Source organism: Lactobacillus nasalidis (assembly GCF_016587775.1).
GTDB lineage: Bacteria > Bacillota > Bacilli > Lactobacillales > Lactobacillaceae > Lactobacillus > Lactobacillus nasalidis.
Genome location: NZ_BOCG01000345.1, coordinates 1 through 15,967, shown reverse-complemented (window position 1 = coordinate 15,967; position 15,967 = coordinate 1). Strand labels below are relative to the sequence as shown.

14 protein-coding genes are annotated in these 15,967 nt (G+C 50.9%); 4 read left to right on the top strand and 10 right to left on the bottom strand.

Annotation, left to right across the window (positions count from 1 at the left end; genetic code table 11):
- Positions 1-61 precede the first annotated feature (61 nt).
- Positions 62-523 carry a transcription elongation factor GreA gene (greA, locus tag lacNas_RS06660; RefSeq protein ID WP_201331235.1) on the bottom strand — a complete coding sequence of 154 codons (462 nt, stop codon included), beginning with the start codon at positions 521-523 and terminating at the stop codon, positions 62-64.
- Positions 524-740: 217 nt separating this feature from the next.
- Here greA and lacNas_RS06655 point away from each other — a divergent pair, with 217 nt between their 5' ends.
- Complete coding sequence (locus lacNas_RS06655; protein ID WP_201331234.1) at positions 741-1,166, top strand: Hsp20/alpha crystallin family protein; 426 nt, start codon at positions 741-743, stop codon at positions 1,164-1,166.
- Between the two features lie 95 nt (positions 1,167-1,261).
- On the top strand, positions 1,262-2,575 hold the full coding sequence (locus lacNas_RS06650; protein WP_201331233.1) for a C1 family peptidase: 1,314 nt from the start codon (positions 1,262-1,264) through the stop codon (positions 2,573-2,575).
- Positions 2,576-2,626: 51 nt separating this feature from the next.
- Here lacNas_RS06650 and lacNas_RS06645 read toward each other — a convergent pair whose 3' ends face one another.
- Positions 2,627-2,881 (bottom strand): ATP-binding cassette domain-containing protein, encoded by a 255-nt coding sequence (locus lacNas_RS06645; protein ID WP_201331232.1) that lies wholly within the window; start codon positions 2,879-2,881, stop codon positions 2,627-2,629.
- A 187-nt stretch (positions 2,882-3,068) separates the two neighbouring features.
- On the opposite strand from lacNas_RS06645, the gene lacNas_RS06640 reads away from it, so the two are divergent.
- Positions 3,069-4,382, top strand: a complete 1,314-nt coding sequence (locus lacNas_RS06640) for a C1 family peptidase (protein ID WP_201331231.1) — start codon at positions 3,069-3,071, stop codon at positions 4,380-4,382.
- A gap of 71 nt (positions 4,383-4,453) precedes the next feature.
- On the opposite strand, the gene lacNas_RS06635 is transcribed toward lacNas_RS06640, so the two are convergent.
- From lacNas_RS06635 to lacNas_RS06605, 7 genes are all read right to left on the bottom strand, one after another.
- The gene (locus lacNas_RS06635) at positions 4,454-5,407 is read right to left on the bottom strand and encodes an ABC transporter ATP-binding protein (RefSeq protein ID WP_201331230.1); all 954 of its coding nucleotides are present in this window, start codon (positions 5,405-5,407) and stop codon (positions 4,454-4,456) included.
- A 14-nt stretch (positions 5,408-5,421) separates the two neighbouring features.
- Entirely contained in the window at positions 5,422-6,465 is a 1,044-nt protein-coding gene (locus lacNas_RS06630; protein ID WP_201331229.1) for an ABC transporter ATP-binding protein, read from the bottom strand.
- Positions 6,466-6,478: 13 nt separating this feature from the next.
- Positions 6,479-7,510, bottom strand: a complete 1,032-nt coding sequence (locus tag lacNas_RS06625) for an ABC transporter permease (protein ID WP_201331228.1) — start codon at positions 7,508-7,510, stop codon at positions 6,479-6,481.
- A gap of 20 nt (positions 7,511-7,530) precedes the next feature.
- A complete protein-coding gene (gene opp3b, locus lacNas_RS06620; protein WP_201331227.1) occupies positions 7,531-8,451 on the bottom strand; it encodes an oligopeptide ABC transporter permease in 921 nt (306 codons plus the stop codon).
- Between the two features lie 427 nt (positions 8,452-8,878).
- Positions 8,879-10,522, bottom strand: coding sequence for a peptide ABC transporter substrate-binding protein (locus lacNas_RS06615; protein WP_201331226.1), 1,644 nt, complete (start codon positions 10,520-10,522; stop codon positions 8,879-8,881).
- Between the two features lie 207 nt (positions 10,523-10,729).
- Positions 10,730-12,367, bottom strand: a complete 1,638-nt coding sequence (locus tag lacNas_RS06610; protein ID WP_201331225.1) for a peptide ABC transporter substrate-binding protein — start codon at positions 12,365-12,367, stop codon at positions 10,730-10,732.
- Positions 12,368-12,542: 175 nt separating this feature from the next.
- Entirely contained in the window at positions 12,543-14,114 is a 1,572-nt protein-coding gene (locus tag lacNas_RS06605; RefSeq protein WP_307865704.1) for a peptide ABC transporter substrate-binding protein, read from the bottom strand.
- On the opposite strand from lacNas_RS06605, the gene lacNas_RS14245 reads away from it, so the two are divergent.
- Positions 14,008-14,268, top strand: coding sequence for a hypothetical protein (locus lacNas_RS14245; protein ID WP_244660701.1), 261 nt, complete (start codon positions 14,008-14,010; stop codon positions 14,266-14,268). The two genes, lacNas_RS06605 and lacNas_RS14245, sit on opposite strands and share 107 nt — an antisense overlap.
- A gap of 110 nt (positions 14,269-14,378) precedes the next feature.
- Here lacNas_RS14245 and lacNas_RS06600 read toward each other — a convergent pair.
- Positions 14,379-15,967: peptide ABC transporter substrate-binding protein (locus lacNas_RS06600; protein ID WP_201346710.1), on the bottom strand; the 1,589-nt coding region annotated here is incomplete at its 5' end.

Below are 15,967 nucleotides of genomic sequence, written 5' to 3'. Positions count from 1 at the left end.
CGAAATTAGTGTCCTAATTTCGGGGGTCATATCACCAGGCGAAACGTTTTTTTTGTTTTTTCTACTTGACCGACAAAATGGTCACTTCATAATTGCCCATCGGCGCTTCCACCGTCACCCGGTCTCCGGCCTTGTGCTTCATCAAGGCATGGCCCAAAGGCGAGTCAAAAGGCAGTTTTTCGTCGCCTACGGCCTCTTCCATCCGGCCGACGATCCGGTATTCTTCGACTTCCTTGTCGTCCTCATAGCGGATTTCCACCTGCTTGCCCAGGTTGACCTTGCCGTCGTTGACCGTTTCGATGACTTCCGCGTACTTCAGCTGCTTGTTTAAATAGCGGACCCGGCTGTCCAGATGGCGGAGTTCCCTTTTAGCGGTCGAATACTCCGTGTTTTCGGACAAGTCGCCCAGGGCCCGGGCCTCCTTCAGGTTCTGCACCCGGCGGGGCCGGTCAGCCTTCAAGGCGGCAATTTCGTCTTCGATCTGCTTGTAGCCCTCCGGGGTCATTTTTTGATAATATACCATGCTTGCCAGTCGCCTTTCCATTCCATTTTTCTAACATTATAGCCCGCCCGGTAAATTTTGCCAAAAATTTTCGTTAGCAGTCAAAAAAAGTCGAGTGCTAATTGCACCATTTTTCCAAAAAGAGACTATAATATAGTTGTCGGGAAAGAAAGCGGCTCCACCGCTTCTCCCCAACCCGGTGTCAATTGAATAATTTGTTGAAGGGAAGTTTTAGATTATGACTAATGATTTAATGAACCGTTACAACGACTTGTTCGACCACATGGGCGGCTGGCTTGACAACTCCAAGGACTTCTTGGACAGCCACGCCTTCAGAAACATTTTGCAATCGGACGTTGCCGAAGATGAGCACGAATACACCGTCAAAGTCGACGTGCCGGGCATGAGCAAGGATGACATCCACCTGGCTTACAGCGATGGGATTTTGACGATCTCCGGCCACCGCAGCACCTTCAAGGACGACAGCGACAAGAAGAAGAACCTGGTTCGCCAGGAGCGCAGCGAAGGCTCCGTTTCCAGAAGCTTCAACTTGCCGAACGTTGACAAGAAGGCCATCACCGCCAAGCTTGACGGCGGCGTTTTGACGGTTACCCTGCCAAAGGCAGCGCCTGAAGAAAACGAAGACACGATTACGATTGAATAAGCGCAGGAGCGCTTAGGGAAGCCCGCGAGGGCTTCTTTTTTTGCCCTCTTTAGCGTAAGATTGTTGTGTAATCATCTACGCAAAGGAGATTTTTTATGTCACACGAATTAAGCCCCCAGCTGCTGGAAGCCTTCAGCCGGGATTTCAACGCTGATCCGAAAAGCCAGGTAATTTCCCGGGCTGCCAGAAGAAGCGGGCTCTTGGAAGCTGCCTACAACCCGGCCGTCAGCCAAAGGCTGAACCGGACTTTTTCCATCGAACTGGACACTGACAATGTCACCAACCAGCAGCAATCCGGCCGCTGCTGGCTCTTCTCGACCTTGAACGTGGTCCGGCACAATTTTGGCAAGGCCAACAAGGCCAAGAACTTCACCTTCTCCCAGAGCTACAACTTCTTCTGGGACAAGATCGAGCGGGCCAACTACTTCTACGACCGGATCATTGAAACGGCTGACCGCCCCTTGGACGACCGGACGGTCCGGGGCTACTTTGACTGGTGCCAGACCGACGGCGGCCAGTGGCACATGGCAGCATCCCTCATCGCCAAATACGGGGTAGTGCCGACCTATGCCATGCCGGAAAGCTTCAACAGCAACCACAGCCAGGCCCTGGACACGGTTTTAGCCGACAAGGAAAGAAAAGACGCCCTGACCCTGCGCCGGTTGGCGCAAGCAGGCGACCAGGAAAAGCTGGAAGCGGCCCGGACCGACTTTTTAAGCCAAATCTACCGGATCATGGCTACGGCCTTGGGTGAACCGCCGAAGACTTTTGACCTGGAATTCAGAGACGACGACAAGAACTACCACCTGGACAAGGGCTTGACTCCGGTTCAGTTCTACCAAAAGTACTGCGCGACCGACCTGGACGACTACGTGGTCCTAGCCAATGCCCCTGACCATGAAATGAACCGGGTCTTGCACCTGGGCTTTGAAGACAACATTAAGGGCGGCTACCCTAACCTCTTCATCAACGTGCCGATGGAATATCTGGAAGACGCGGCTATTAGCCAACTGAAGGACGGGGAAGCTGTTTGGTTCGGCAATGACGTCGGCCGGCAGATGGACCGCAAGACCGGCTTCATGGACCTGGATCTCTACCAGCTGGACCAGCTTTTGGACATCGACAGCCACTTGTCCAAGGCTGACCGCCTGGCTACCGGGATCGGGGAATCTTCCCACGACATGGCCCTGGTCGGCGTTGACGTGGACGGCGGGCAAGTCCGCCAATGGAAGGTGGAAAACTCCTGGGGCGACAAGTCCGGGGAAAAGGGCTACTTCACCATGAGCGCTGACTGGTTCAGAGAATACACCTACGAGGTCGCCGTGCAAAAGAAGCACGTGCCGGCTGAAATCCTGGATCTGCTCAGGAGTCAGCCGATCGAACTTGATCCTTGGGATTCTTTGATTTAAATAAACAAAACAAAAGGTTGTTAGAACTGCAAATTGGTTCTAACAACTTTTTTAGTTTACGGTCATCTGATTTTTAAGTTCAATTACCCGGTCTGCTTGCCTTGCCTCTTTTATATTATGAGTCACCATAATGATCGTCTTACCGTACTCAGTCTGTAATCTTTTAATTTCCTGGAAAGCAACTTCAGCATGCTGCGGGTCAAGTGCTCCAGTTGGTTCATCCGCTAAGACAAGATGACCTGGCTTCAAAATTGCTCTAGCTAGTGATACCCGCTGTTGCTCACCACCAGAGAGCGTGTTGACCATGGCATCTTCTAAATAGGCAATAAAAAAGTAAAGTGCTATTATAATATTGCATTAAATATATGAAACTTTTTCCTATATTTTCCATAATCAGCCCTATCCGTGGATATTAAATCAATAGCAAAATTTGTGTTATCTTCGCTTTAACGGTAAGATAGCAGTATCACAGACAAAAAAGGAGAAAAAACACATGAGTCATGAATTAACTCTGCAGGAATTGGCGGAATTCAGCGCCAATTTCAATGCTGACCCGAAGAACCAGGTCATCGCCCGTGCTGCCGCTAGAAGCGGCGTTTTGGAAGCTTCCTACAACGAACGCGTGGCTGCCCGCCTGACCCGGGTCTTTTCAACTGAATTGCCAACGGACAACGTTACCAACCAAAAGCAGTCCGGCCGCTGCTGGCTTTTCTCAACCATGAACATCCTGCGCCACAACTTCGGCGCCAAGCACAAGGCCAAGAACTTCACCCTGTCCCAAAGCTACAACTTCTTCTGGGACAAGCTGGAAAGAGCCAACCTCTTCTATGAAAAAGTGATCGAAACCGCCGACAAGCCATTAGACGACCGGGAAGTCCGCAGCTACTTCGACTTTGCCGGCCACGACGGCGGCCAATGGCACATGGCTATCTCTTTAGTCAAGAAGTACGGGGTCGTACCAAGCTACGTTATGCCGGAAAGCTTCAACACTTCCGCTACGGCCGGCCTGGCCAGCGCCTTGGCTGACAAGGAAAGAAAGGACGCTCTGACCCTGCGCCGCCTGGCCCAAGCAGGCGACCAGGAAGGCCTGGAGAAGGCCCGCAAGACCTTCTTGAATGAAATCTACCGGATGGTCGCCATCGCCGTTGGTGAGCCGCCTAAGACCTTTGATTTGGAATACAGAGACGACGACAAGGGCTACCATCTGGAAAAGAACCTGACTCCAGTCTCCTTCTTCAACAAGTACTTTGACGTCGACCTGGACGACTACGTGGTTCTGACCAACGCGCCAGACCATGAATACGGCAAGCTCTACCACCTGGGCGCTGAAGACAATGTTGAAGGCGGCAGCCCGATCCTCTTCTTGAACGTGCCGATGGAATACCTGGAGCAAGCTGCCCTTGCCCAATTGAAGGACGGGGAAGCCGTCTGGTTCGGCAACGACGTCCTGCGGCAAATGGACCGCAAGACCGGCTACCTGGACACCGACCTCTACAAGCTGGAAGACCTCTTTGACGTTGATTTGAGCCTGTCCAAGGCTGACCGCCTGGCAACCGGCGTCGGGGAAGTTTCCCACGCCATGACTTTAGTCGGGGTTGATGAAGACGCCGGCGACATCCGCCAATGGAAGGTGGAAAACTCCTGGGGCGACAAGTCCGGGGAAAAGGGCTTCTTCGTCATGAGCCACAACTGGTTCAAGGAATATGTCTACGAAGTAGTTGTCCACAAGAAATACCTGACCAAGGACCAGCAAGAACTGCTCTCTTCAACTCCGGTTGAACTGGCCCCATGGGACTCCCTGGCTTAAGGAAAAACAAAAATCAAGCAAAATAAAAAAGAGCTCAGTTGAGCTCTTTTTTTTAGTGCATTATTCTCAGACTACTTTTCGTAGCTTTGGGCAACCTTTTCGTAGTAGGCAACTTCATCGTCAGTACACTTGACAAAGTGACCCGGACGGATTTCGTGCATCGTCCGTTGGTCGTCCTTGCCGTCGCCTTCGAACTTGCCGTATTCGTAGTCGATCCGCTTGCGGGAACGTTCGATTTCCGGGTCTGGCTGCGGCACGGCAGAGATCAAACTCTTGGTGTAGTCGTGCAGCGGGTGGTCGTAGACTTCGTCAGCGCTGCCGACTTCCAGCAGCTTGCCGTAGTGCATAACCCCGATCCGGTCGGAAATGAACTTAACCATGGACAAGTCGTGGGCGATGAAGAGGTAGGTCAAGTCGCGCTGCTTCTTCAAGTCGATCATCAAGTTGACAACCTGAGCCTGAATGGACACGTCCAAGGCTGAAATTGGTTCGTCGGCCACGATGAACTTCGGTTCAACGGCCAAAGCCCGGGCGATCCCGATTCTTTGCCGCTGACCACCGGAGAATTCGTGTGGGAAACGGGAAGCGTGGTTACGGTTCAAACCAACCGTTTCCAGCAGGTCTTCGACCCGCTTGCGCCGTTCTTCCTTGCTGTTTACCAAGTGGTGGATGTCCAACCCTTCCGCGATGATGTCTTCAACCGTCATTCTTGGGTTAAGGGAAGCGTAAGGGTCCTGGAAGATCATCTGCGCGTCGCGGCGGAAAGCCAATTGCTCATCGCGGCCGCGGAGCTTGGTAACATCCTTGCCTTCAAAGAGGACTTCACCGGCCGTTGGCTTGTACAGCTGCAAAATTGACCGGCCAGTGGTGGTCTTACCGGAACCTGATTCACCAACCAGACCGAAGACTTCACCTTCATAGATGTCGAAGCTGACGTCGTCGACACCCTTGGTGACGTTGCGCCCGTTCTTGAAGTATTGCTTCAAGTGCTTGACCTCTAAAATCTTTTTTCTTTCTTCTGGCATATTCTGCTTCTCCTTTAATCCTTGTCAGCTGCTTGCAGTTCCTTGTAGTGGGCCCAGCGACGCACGATTTCATCAGGCGGAGTAACCTTCGGAGCGTCTGGGTGCAGGAGCCAGGTGGCAGCTTGGTGGGTTTCTGAAACCTTGAAGAATGGCGGCTTCATCTGCGCGTCGATCTTCATCGCGTACTTGTTTCTCGGAGCGAACGGGTCGCCCTTTGGCGGATCAAGCAAGTCTGGCGGAGTCCCCGGAATTGATTCCAGCTTTTCACTGGTCAAAGTCGGCATGGAGTTGATCAAGCCCCAAGTGTAAGGGTGTTGCGGGTTGTAGAAGATTTCATCAACCGTCCCCTTTTCCAAAAATTCGCCGGCGTACATAACGTTAACGCGGTCAGCCATCCCGGCCACGACGCCCAAGTCGTGAGTGATGAAGATGATTGAAGTCTTGACCCGCTTTTGCAAGTCCTTCATCAAGTCCAGGATTTCCGCTTGAACAGTAACGTCCAAGGCCGTGGTTGGTTCATCGGCCAAAAGGATTTCCGGTTCACAGATCAAGGCAATGGCGATAACGATTCTTTGCCGCATACCACCAGAGAATTGGTGCGGGTATTCGTTGATTCTTTCTTCAGCGTTCGGAATACCAACAGCCTTCATCATTTCCAAGGCCTTAGCCCAGGCTTCCTTCTTGGAAGCGCCCTTGTGCTTGATCAGCGGTTCAGCGATCTGCTGGCCGATCTTCATGGTCGGGTCCAAGGAAGTCATCGGGTCCTGGAAGATCATGGCGATCTGGTTACCACGGATCTGCTGCCATTCCTTTTCAGAAATCTTCAGCAGGTCCTTGCCGTGGAAGAGGATCTGGCCGCCCATGATCTGGGAGTTCTTGGCCAAAAGACCGATGATGCTCCGGGTCGTAACTGACTTGCCTGAGCCGGATTCACCAACGATCGCTAAAGTTTCACCTTCATCAAGGTGGAATGAAACGTCACGAATGGCCTTGACTTCACCAGCGTAAGTATGGAAGTCGATCTTTAAGTTTTTAACGTCTAAAATTCTATTTGCCATATGTTCGTCTCCCTTATCTTTGGCCCTTAGGGTCGAAGGCATCACGCAAACCGTCGCCAAGCAGGTTGAAGGCAATCATCAAAACGCAGAGGACTGCAGCTGGATACCACATTTGGTATGGCAGGAACTGGAAGTTCTTTTGCCCTTCGTTCAAAAGCACACCCAGAGAAGTTTCCGGCGCGGAAATACCGATACCGATGAAACTCAGGAAGGCTTCGAAGAAGATCGCGCTTGGGATGGTGTACATGGTTTGAATGATGATGATACTGGACAGGTTTGGAATGAGGTGCTTGGTAGCGATCTTGAAGGTTGATTCACCCAGTGACCGGGCTGCCAAAACGTATTCTTCATTCTTCAAAGACAGGGTCTCGGCCCGGATTTGCCGCGCCATCGTGGTCCAGGATGAAATGGCCAGGGCCAGGATGATGGAAGTGATACCAGGCTTCAAAACAACCAGCATCAAAACAACGATAACCAGAGTCGGAATTGAAGAAATGATTTCGATGATCCGTTGCATGATGTTGTCAGTCATGCCGCCCTTCCAGCCGGAGATGATCCCGTAGGTAACCCCGATGGCCAGGTCGAAGAAGGCGGCAACCACGGCAACGATCAAGGAGATCTTAGTACCGTAGATGATTCTTTGTGCCAGTGACCGGCCCAGGTAGTCGGTCCCAGCCACGAAGTACTTGCCGGCTGGTACTGAAGCGTAAGCATCAGTCCAGACGCCGTTTTGCTTGATCTTGCCGTTCAAGCCGTTGAGCCAGTCAAAGCCCTTCCACTTGGCTGGCAGGTTGGCGTATTGCGGCGCCGACTTGACCAAGCTGGAGTTGTTGATCCAGAAGCTTGAACCAAAGGCGATGAGCACCATCACGATGATGATCACGGCTGAAATAACCGCTGCCTTGTTGCTCTTGAATCTGATCCACACGTTTTGCATGAAAGAAAGTGAGGGACCGGAAATGTGTTCCGCGCTTTGCGTGTCACCCTTTTGCACGTGTTCAAAGGATTCAGGTGTGATCTTTACGTTACTTGCGTCTTGATCCATTGATTTAACCTCGCTTTCCGTTAGTCAGTCAATCTGATCCGTGGATCAATCAGACTGTACACAATGTCAGTAATCAGCAGGATTACGACCAAGCCGAAGCAGTAAACCATACTTACGCCCATGATGGTTGGGTAGTCGTTGGTCAGGATTGACTTGGTGAACTGTTCACCGATCCCAGGAATGTTGAAGATGTTTTCAATAACCATTGAACCGGTCATCAGCGCTACGGCGTATGGCCCGATCAGGGTAACCAGCGGAATCATTGAGTTACGCAGGGTGTGCTTTCTGATAACTTCGATCCGGCTGAGCCCCTTGGCCTTGCCGAGTTCGACATAGTCGGAACTCAAGGTGTCGACCATTTCCGTTCTTATGAATCTGGCTGTTTCCGCCAGCGGCCCTACCGAGAGGGCGATCGTCGGCATCACTGTTTCGGATGCCTCACCCCAGCCGGCGATTGGGAACCAGCCGAGCTTCAGGCCGATGTAGTATTGAAGCAATACCGCCAAAACAAAGTTAGGAACGGACTTACCGATGATGGAAACGATAGTCGCGGTTGAGTCGATCCAGGTACCTTGGTTCATGGCTGCGATTGAACCAATGATAATCCCCAAAATAACCCCGACAATCAAAGCCTGCAGACCCAATTGGGCAGAAGCGCCCAAACGTGCCCCGATCAAGCTGGAAACAGGCTGGTTGCTGTATTGGAATGAAATCCCAAAGTCACCGTGCGCTGCGCCCGCCAGGTAGGTGATGTACTGTTGGATGACAGGCTTGTCCAAGCCGTACTGCTTGTTCATGATTGCCTTTTGGGTAGCCGTCATCTTTGCTTCGTTGGCATATGGTGAACCAGGCATCATCTTCATCAGGAAGAAGGTGATCGTTGCCACGAGAAACAAAGTGAGGATCATGTAGAAAATACGTTTTAGTAAGTATTTAGCCATAGTATTGCTCCTTACACTTTTTTGCTTTAATCAGCATTACATTTTTAATGTTTTTCTTATTATACCAAAAAATAAAGAAATTACCATACGATAATATAAAACTGTGCCCCTATAAGTCAAGCATTACGGGCCTTTTGCCCCTATTTTTCGCGTTTCTGGTAACTAACTTAAACTTTGATTTTTTCTTTAATTGAACCTATCCAGAACTTAGACCGCCACTTTTAAAATAAGTGTTCGGTTAAGGTAATAATGTTAAGCCTTTAGTCTGAAAAACTTAATTTTCTTAACTTCAGCCCGAACAGGCTTTGGCCGCCTCACCTCTTTAACAGCAAATTTTATTGTATTTCCGTATATAACAGTCCGAAAAAACAAAAAGTTGAGTTGTTATTGCTAACATCTCAACTTTCAATTATACCACGGGGAAATTTTAATTTTTAACCGCGTAGGTCGTCTTAAAGTCGGGGTATTCACCGTTGAAGACCAGGTTCTTGATGTTTGGTCTGATCATCCAGGCCTGGCCGGCGTGATAAAGCGGACTGATGGCTTCCTGGTCGACCAGGATCTTTTCAGCCTTGAGCAAAGCCTTGCGGCGCTTGGTCTTGTCCATGGTCAGAGAAGCCTGGACTGCCTTGTCGTATTCCTTGTTGCTCCACTTGCCGAAGTTGTAAGTCTGGCCTGACTGCATGTAGGCCAGGAAGTGGTATGGGTCCGGGAAGTCGCTGGTCAGACCGCCCAAAACGACGTCAAAATTATTGGCAATTTGTCTGGAAACCCGGGTCGTCTTTGGCAGGTTGCTTACGGAAACCTTCATTTGGCTGCCAAAAGCCTCCGTCAAGGCGCTTTGGATGAACTCAGTCTGCTTCTTGTAGGAGTCGTCGTCATCCGCCATCAGCGTGAAGGAAACCTTCTTGACGCCAAGCTCCTTCAAAGCCTTCTTGAAGTAGCTGCGCGCCGACTTCAGGTTGTATTCGACGTACTTGTTCACGCTGGAGTTGGCACTTTCTGCTTCCTTGGCGAAGTTCTGCCCGTCCAGGACCACGTTGGTGGCTGAGAAGGTCTTGGCCTGGGTGTTGTAAGTCCCGATCGTGGACAGCAGCTGCTTGCGGTTGATGGCCATGGAGATGGCCCGGCGCAGGTTGGCGTTGCGGAAGATCTTCTTCTTCTTGTAGTTGTAGCAGAGGTAGGTCGTGTTCCCCAAAGTCAGGACCCGATAGCCCTTCTTGTTCTTCATGCTCTTGGCCGCCTGCGTGTCCAGGAGGGCCGCGTCAAGCTTGCCGGTCTGGTAGAGGTTGTAGTCGGTCGAAGGGGTCTTCTGGACGCTGTAATTGATCGTCTGCAGCTTGACAGCCTTCTTGTCCCAATAATAAGGGTTCTTGACCAGCTTCCAGGTCAGGTTGGACCCAGTCCAGCCGACGGACTTGAACGGGCCGTTATAGACCGCGTAGGCGGATTTGGTGCCGTATCTCTTGCCGTACTTCTTGACGGCCTTGCTGTCCAGCGGCTTTAAACTGATGGCAGTCACGACTTTAAAATAAGGAATTTTCTTTTCAAAAGTCACTACCAGCTTGTACTTGCCGACAGCCTTGACGCCCAGGCTGGAAACCTTCTTCTTGCCTTCAGAAATCGCGATGGCGTTCTTGATGCCTTCATAGTTGTTGACCTGGCTGGAAGCAGTCTTAGGGTCAACCTGCCGGCGCCAGGCGTAGACGAAGTCTTCTGCCGTTACCGGGTCGCCGTTGGACCACTTGGCGTTCTTTCTTAAGTAGAAGGTCCAGGTCAGGCCGTCCTTTGAAGTCTCGCTTCTGGTCGCTACCCCGGGAATGGTCTTGGAGTTCTTGCCCAGCCGGTAAAGACCTTCATAGGTGTTGGCAATCTGTTCTTCGCTGGCCGTGTCATCGGCCTTGGCCGGGTCCAGGCTTTCCAATTCTGATGTCGTCATCCAGTTGATCGACTTTTCATAGCCGCTGCTGGACGTGCTGGCCGTTTTGGTGCTGGTCTTGCTGCAGGCAGCCAGCAAAAAGGCTCCGGATACGGCAACGGTCGCCGTCAAAATCTTTTTAAAATTCCTCACTGCTTTGTCCTCTCTAAATCAAAAATGTTTGTCAAACACATCTCTAGCAATTCATCAGCATCTAATCATTTTTTAATTATAGGATACTTCAGTTTCTTTGACAAATCATAAGGCACAGAACATGATTTTTTTAAGAAAAAGGCCCCGAAAACTAAAAAATCCGCCGAGCAGATTCTGCTCAGCGGATCTAAAAGTCAAATTTTAAAACTACTTGATGTAGGCTTCCTTGAAGTTGTAAGGTGAGCCGGCACCGTTGAAGACAACGCCCTTGACGCTGGTCTTAACCAGGGTAGCTTCGTTGGTGTAGTACAGAGGAGTGACACCTTGGTCTTCAAGCAGGGCCCGTTCAGCAGCAACCATAGCCTTCCAGCGGGCTGCAGTTGAGCTGGTCGTCTTGGACAGGGAAACGTTCTTGTTGTAGGCAGTTGATTGCCACTTGCCGTAGTTGTAGGCGTTGCCCTTAGTCAGAAGGTCCAGGAAGGAGATCGGGTCAGAGAAGTCGGCAGTCCAGCCAGTGGCAACGACGTCGAACTTCAGGCTTGATACCCGGGACAGACGGGTCTTGAATGGCACGTTGGAAACTTCAACCTTCATGCCCAGAGTTGATTCCAGGGCACTTTGGATGAATTCGGTAACCTTCTTGGCGTCGTCAGTGTCGTCACCCAGCAGGTTGATCGTGATCTGCTTCTTGCCCAGTTCCTTCAGAGCCTTTTGGTAGTATTCCTTGGCCTTGGTCTTGTTGTAGCCTTGAACAGCCTTGGTAGCAGCGGTTTGTACTTCGCTTGAGAAGTCCTTGCCAGTGCTTGAGTCGGTGATCCCGGCTGCAGTGAAGGAAACGGCTGGGTTGTTGGCAGCACCGACAGTCGTAGCCAGTTCCTTCTTGTTGATGGCCAGGGAGATGGCCTTACGCAGGTTGGCGTTAGCCAGGTTCTTGTCCTTGGCGATGTTGTATTGCAGGTACTTGGTTGAAGCGAACTTTCTGACAGTCCAGCCGGTCGTCCCCTTAAGCTGCTTGCTCTGTTGCGCGTTCAAGTTGGTTTCGTCCAGCTTGCCGCTTTGGTAGAGGTTGTAGGAAGTTGACTGGGTCTTTTGCACGCTCATGCTGATCTGGTCCAGCTTGACGTTCTTCTTGTCCCAGTAGCTGTTGTTCTTGACCAGCTTCCAAGACAGGTTGGTCCCGGTCCAGCCAGTCATCTTGAACGGGCCGTCTGAGAGGACGTACTTGGCAGCCGTGCCGTACTTGCTCCCGCACTTTTCCACGAACTTCTGGTTTTGCGGGAAGAAGATGTAGAAGCCCATCAAAAGCTTGAAGTACGGGATTCTCCGTTCCAAGCTGACCGTCAGCTTGTACTTGCCGTCGGCCTTGATGCCCAAAGTGTTGACGGCCTTCTTGCCAGCGACGATCTGGTCAGCGTTCTTGATGCCGGAGAAAAGGTAGGCGTATTCTGAAGCGGTCTTCGGGTTGACCGTTCTTCTCCAGGAGTAGACGAAGTCTTGGGCGGTAACTTCATCCCCGTTGGTCCACTTGGCACCCTTGCGGAGGTTGAAGGTCCAGGTCTTGCCGTCAGAGCTTTCCTTCCAGCTCTTGGCGATGCCCGGAGTGGCCTTGGCATTGTTGCTAAGCCTGATCAAGCCTTCCATGACGTTGTTGAATTGGTCAGCGTCGTAACGGTCGGTGGCCTTTGACGGGTCCATCGTCGTCAATTCAGCGGCTTCAGTCCAGGACAGCTTCTGTGCCTTGGATGATGAACTGGATTTGCTGGAGCTGGAACTGCCGCAGGCAGCCAGAAGTGCAGCTGAGGCTACTAAAACTGAACCGGCTGCGAAAAGCTTCTCTTTTCTCATAATCACACCTCGTATATGAAAATGTCAAACACAAATTAGACTAAAATTAAAACATATAAGTTATATCTAATTATAACTAGCGGATTTTTAATTTTCAACCCCTTTTTTAAAAATAAAATAGACAAAAAAGAAAACGCCTTCCGGCGTTTTCTTGTAAGCTGTTAACAGCTTGTCTTTACTTGATGTAGGCGTCCTTGAAGTTCCAAGTCCCACGGTTTTGGATGACACCCTTGACGCTTGGACGGATCATCCAGACGTTAGTGTCGTAGTACAATGGTGAGATCCCGGCATCCTTCAGGAGGATGGTTTCAGCCTTGCTCAGATCGCTCCAGCGCTTGCTTGCTGAAGAAGTAGTCTTGGAGTCAGCAACCAGCTTGTCGTAAGTTGAGTTCTTCCACTTACCGTTGTTTTCAGAGTTGGTTGAAGTGAACAGGTCCAGGAAGGAGATTGGGTCGGCGAAGTCGGCGCTCCAGCCGGAGACAACGATGTCGAAGTTGCCGGCAGTTGACCGTGACAGACGGGTCTTGAACGGCAGGTTTTGCACGCTGACGCTGACCTTGCTGCCGAAGGTTGATTCAAAGTTTGACTGCAGAGCTTCCGTCGTCTTGTTGCCGGCATCAGTGTCGTCAGACAGGATTCTGAAGCTGAACTTGCTTACGCCAAGTTCCTTCAAGCCCTTGTTCATGTACTTGACAGCTTCCTTCTTGTTCGGACTTGATGGGTACAGAGTTTCAGCTGAGCTTGGGATCAGCTTGGTGTAGTCTTCCCCGTTGACGCTGGTCAATTGGGTTGGAGTCAAAGTGTTGGCTGGTTGGTTGTTGCCGCCCAGAGTGGTGGTCAAGCCCTTCCGGTTGACGGCCAATGACAAGGCCTTGCGGATGTTGGCGTTGGCCAGGTACTTGTTCTTGGCAATGTTGAACTGCAGGTAGAAGGTCGCGCCCTGGTTAAGTTCAGTGTAGCCCTTTTGGTTCTTAAGCTGCTTGGTTTGTGAGGAGTCAAGCGCCGTAGCGTCCAGCTTGTTTGACTGGTACAGGTTGTAGGCGGTTGATGGCGTCTTTTGAACAGACCACTTGATGGTGTCGAGCTTGACATCCTTCTTGTCCCAGTAGTATGGGTTCTTGACCATCTTCCAAGACAGGTTGGACCCGGTCCAGCCAACGTGCTTGAACGGACCGTTGTAGAGCATGTACTTGGAAGCAGTACCGTACTTGGAACCGTACTTGTTGACGGCCTTTTCTGATTGCGGGAAGAAGACGGCAAAGCCCATCAGCTTGTCAAAGTATGAGATCCGGCGTTCCAAAGTCACAACCAGCTTGTACTTGCCGACAGCCTTGATCCCCAAAGAGTTTACCGGCTTCTTGCCGGCAACGATGGCGTCAGCGTTCTTGATGCCGCTGAAGAGGTAGGAATATTGAGAAGCGGTCTTCGGGTTGACGGTTCTGCGCCATGAGTAGACGAAGTCCTTGGCAGTCAATTCGCTGCCGTCGCTCCACTTGGACTTGCGCAAAGTGTAAGTGTAGGTCTTCCCGTCCTTAGAAACCTTTTCGCTGGTAGCCAAGCCCTTTTCCAGCTTGGAGTTCTTGCCCAGCCGGTAAAGACCTTCCATCGTGTTGGAAATTTGGTTGAAGGAAGCCGCGTCGGTGGCCTTTGACAAGTCCATCGTCGGAATTTCGGCTGAATCCATCCAAGTCAAAGTCTTCTTGGCACTGGAAGAAGAACTGCTATTGCTACCACAAGCAGCGAGCAACGCTGCTGAAGCCAAAACCGTGGCTCCCAAACTTAAACTCTTAGAAAATTTCATCTTTTTCTCCTTGCTTAAACAGCAACTGACACAGCACTCAGCGGCCGCGACCGACCGCATTAAAGCACCACAGCAGCTTTTAATGTTGTTTTCATTGTAGTGCTACTCTTAAGCATTTTCAAGTAATTTTAAGAAAAAGTATCATATTATTTCATCTATTTGAAGATTAACAAAAAAGAAGAGGTTTTAACCTCTTCTTTTGCATATTTTTTACTTGATGTAAGTGTCCTTGAAGTTCCAAGTCCCACGGTTTTGGTATACGTCCTTAACAGTTGGGCGGATCAAAGCAGCGTTAGTGTTGTAGTAAAGCGGAGCAACACCGACGTTGTTAAGCAGGATGTTTTCAGCACTGGTCAAGTCGCTCCAACGCTTGCTGGTTGAAGCAGTCGTCTTGGAGTCAGCGATCAGCTTGTCGTAGCTTGAGTTCTTCCACTTACCGTTGTTTTCTGGGTTGGTTGAAGTGAACAGGTCCAGGAAGGAGATCGGGTCAGCGAAGTCGGCACTCCAGCCGGAGATAACGATGTCGAAGTTACCTGAAGTTGACCGTGACAGACGGGTCTTGAACGGCAGGTTTTGCACGCTGACGCTGACCTTGCTGCCGAAGGTTGATTCGAAGGTTGATTGCAGGTATTCAGTCGTCTTCTTGCCGGCATCAGTGTCGTCAGACAGGATCTTGAAGCTGAACTTGCTTACGCCAAGTTCCTTCAGGCCCTTGTTCATGTACTTGATAGCTTCCTTCTTGTTCGGGCTTGCTGGGTAGTAGCTTTCAGCAGACTTGGAGATCCGCTTGGTGTAGTCTTCACCGTTGACTTCAGTCAGTTGAGTTGGAGTCAAAGTGTTGGCTGGCACGCTGTTGCCGCCCAGTGATGAAGTCAGACCCTTGCGGTCAACAGCCAGTGACAAGGCCTTGCGGACGTTGGTGTTGGCCAGGTACTTGTTCTTGGCTTGGTTGAACTGCATGTAGAAGGTTGCGCCCTGGTTCAGAGTCACGTAGCCCTTTTGGTTCTTCAATTGCTTGGTTTGTGAAGCGTCAAGGCCAGTGTAGTCCAGCTTGTTTGACTGGTACAGGTTGTAGGCAGTTGACGGAGTCTTTTGCACGCTCCAAGTGATAGTGTCAAGCTTGACGTTCTTCTTGTCCCAGTAGTATGGGTTCTTGACCATCTTCCAGGACAGGTTTGAGCCAGTCCAGCCGGTTTGCTTGAACGGACCGTTGTAGAGCATGTACTTGGAAGCAGTACCGTACTTGGAGCCGTACTTGTTGACAGCCTTTTCTGATTGCGGGAAGAAGACCGCAAAGCCCATCAGCTTGTCAAAGTAGGCAATCCGGCGTTCCAAAGTCACAACCAGCTTGTACTTGCCGACAGCCTTGACGCCCAAAGTTTCAGGCTTCTTCTTGCCGGCAACGATAGCGTCAGCGTTCTTGATGCCGCTGAAAAGGTAGGAATATTGAGAAGCAGTCTTCGGGTTGACGGTTCTGCGCCATGAGTAGACGAAGTCCTTAGCAGTTACTTCGCTGCCGTCACTCCACTTGGACTTGCGCAAAGTGTAAGTGTAGGTCTTCCCGTCCTTAGAAACCTTTTCGCTGGTAGCCAAAGCCTTTTCCAACTTGGAGTTCTTGCCCAGCCGGTACAAACCTTCCATGGTGTTTGAAAGCTGGTTGAAGGAAGTGGCGTCAGTAGCCTTGGACATGTCCATCGTTGGAATTTCAGAGGCAACCGTCCAGTTCAAAGTCTTCTTTGAGGAAGAAGAAGAACTACTGCTGTTGCTGCCGCAGGCAGCCAAAAGAGCAGCTGATGCCA